We start from the raw sequence: 1,843 nt of genomic DNA on the forward strand, positions 1-1,843 counted from the left end.
CGGCATGGTCAGCGGCTTTGAGCAGGAGTTGGCTGTCCGAAACGATAAACACAGGCAGAAACTGGCTGATGTGGCATCTTCGCCTGGGGGGGCGCGGCCCAAGTTCCTGTACACGGAATCGGGGGAGGACGGCTTCACGCATTACCTGGTCAAGCTGTCATCAAAAAGTGATAAATACCCAGTCATCCGCCTGGAAGCGGCTTGTCTGCGTGCGGCACAAGCCTGTGGCATTGAGACGCCGGCATGTAGGCTGGAGCGGTATGACGACATCGGTGTTGATGCGCTGTCGATTGTGCGTTTTGATGTGACGCCGGAGGGTGGTCGCCGGCACATGGTCAGCCTCAAGACCCTGATGCACGCAGAGTATTATTACAGCAAAGCATATACGGATATTCTTTAATGTTTTGCGGAAATATTCAGATGATCTGGAGAATGATGCCGTCCGGTTGTTTCGTCAGATGCTCTACAATGCGCTGATCGGCAACCGCCGATGATCACCTGCGTAATTTTACGTTACTCCACGATGATACCGGATGGCGCCTGTCGCCAGGTTATGACATCACGTCGCTGTTTCCTCTTGGCGATAATGAGCCGCACGTTCTGCGCTTCGGATTGAAGGACAACACACGCCCCGGCGCTAACGAGCTGAAAAATCTGGCCAGCACTTTTGGTCTATCGCCTGCTCGGGCGCGGACAGAAACAGATCGGGTCATGTCCTCGATTGAGGAACTGTCTGATGCCATGGCATGGTTTGGTGTGGCGGATGAACCAGCGGAATTGGTGCTAAGGCATGTGGTTGCATACCGTGATCGCCTGAGCACGAAGGCACGCAGGAGGCCAGGGACAAGGTCAACCACCCACCACTAAACCCTCTGGGTTTTAGTGGGGGCTTGTGAAAGCCCGGTTGACCAGGCTCGGCCACCGCCAAGGCTTTTTATGCTTTAGGGTTTTCTATCTGGGGATCCGGGGAAGATGTCTGGGTTGACATTTTAAGGGCGAGAGCCTACCGTCCTCGCCCCCCCCAATCTGAAGCGCAACACACTGTGATTGTGGTCGAAATTTGCGGCAAATGCCCCTAAAATCGGTTGGGAACCGAGTGTAATAGTGGAGTTTTCTGGCGCAATGTGATATTTAGATAACGTCATCATTGAAAGATGGTGACAAAGGGTATTTTTGCATAAAGACTTACGCAAATTACTAATTCAACGGTAAATTTATGAGAAAGCGAGGAAGAAAATGGCTAATGGAGACATGGGAGATTCACAGGTAATCGTTTTTGACAATTTAGTTCGCCCCACCGATGTCATCGGCGAATTCAAGAGTGTCGAAGCTAAGGTTCCGGTGCCATTTTCTACACAGAACGCCTCTGTTTGCCTGCCCGACTATAACAATTATGAAGATATTGCCGCTGCAGGCGAGCGCTCAGGTGGCCGTCTTATGGTGATGCTTGAAGCCTGAGTAGGTATTCGAGATGCGTATGCGTGCCCGCTGACATTATCAGCGGTTTTTTTTGTGTAGTTGCAAGGGAGGCTAGTTTAGATATGAAGTTGTTGTACAACGAAGAGGGAGCGCCTTTCGATCGCTGCCAGCCATGGAGAGCGAAGCGAAGGCTGGTAGACCCCAGTAGCCGCGAGGCCGCACTGCTTACCCGTCGTGCGCATAGCGCCAGAGGGGAAGCAAAGTAGGCATCCAAACGCGGTGTCCAGTCATTGGGAGCCAAGTGCGGAGCAGCAACGAGCTTGCGAAGTTGTTGCGTAGTGCTGGGTGACCAGGACGGCTGGGGCACCAATAGGTTGTCAAAGGCCGAGTCGATTTTGGGGACTGGGATGTCCCAAAATCTATC

At 52.6% G+C, this 1,843-nt stretch carries 5 protein-coding genes; 3 read left to right on the forward strand and 2 right to left on the reverse strand.

What is annotated here, in order from left to right; all coding sequences use genetic code 11:
- From ACOCD2_RS18340 to ACOCD2_RS18350, 3 genes are all read left to right on the forward strand, one after another.
- On the forward strand, window positions 1-400 hold a 400-nt coding region (locus tag ACOCD2_RS18340; RefSeq protein ID WP_419601920.1), incomplete at its 5' end, for a HipA domain-containing protein.
- Between the two features lie 98 nt (window positions 401-498).
- Complete coding sequence (locus tag ACOCD2_RS18345) at window positions 499-867, forward strand: HipA domain-containing protein (protein ID WP_368857423.1); 369 nt, start codon at window positions 499-501, stop codon at window positions 865-867.
- 369 nt (window positions 868-1,236) lie between these two features.
- Window positions 1,237-1,458, forward strand: coding sequence for a hypothetical protein (locus ACOCD2_RS18350; RefSeq protein WP_293652422.1), 222 nt, complete (start codon window positions 1,237-1,239; stop codon window positions 1,456-1,458).
- Between the two features lie 77 nt (window positions 1,459-1,535).
- On the opposite strand, the gene ACOCD2_RS18355 is transcribed toward ACOCD2_RS18350, so the two are convergent.
- On the reverse strand, window positions 1,536-1,661 hold the full coding sequence (locus tag ACOCD2_RS18355; RefSeq protein ID WP_419625867.1) for a hypothetical protein: 126 nt from the start codon (window positions 1,659-1,661) through the stop codon (window positions 1,536-1,538).
- Window positions 1,645-1,843: hypothetical protein (locus ACOCD2_RS18360; RefSeq protein ID WP_419625869.1), on the reverse strand; the 199-nt coding region annotated here is incomplete at its 5' end. The genes ACOCD2_RS18355 and ACOCD2_RS18360, both read right to left, overlap by 17 nt.

Origin of the sequence: Thiolapillus sp., assembly GCF_048562965.1 — a bacterium.
Classification (GTDB): Bacteria; Pseudomonadota; Gammaproteobacteria; order Chromatiales; family Chromatiaceae; genus Thiolapillus; species Thiolapillus brandeum_A.

Coding starts and splice junctions, on each gene's coding strand:
- ACOCD2_RS18350 (WP_293652422.1), top strand. CDS start 1,237: ATGGCTAATGGAGACATGGGAGATTCACAGGTAATCGTTTTTGACAAT.
- ACOCD2_RS18355 (WP_419625867.1), bottom strand. CDS start 1,661: ATGCGCACGACGGGTAAGCAGTGCGGCCTCGCGGCTACTGGGGTCTAC.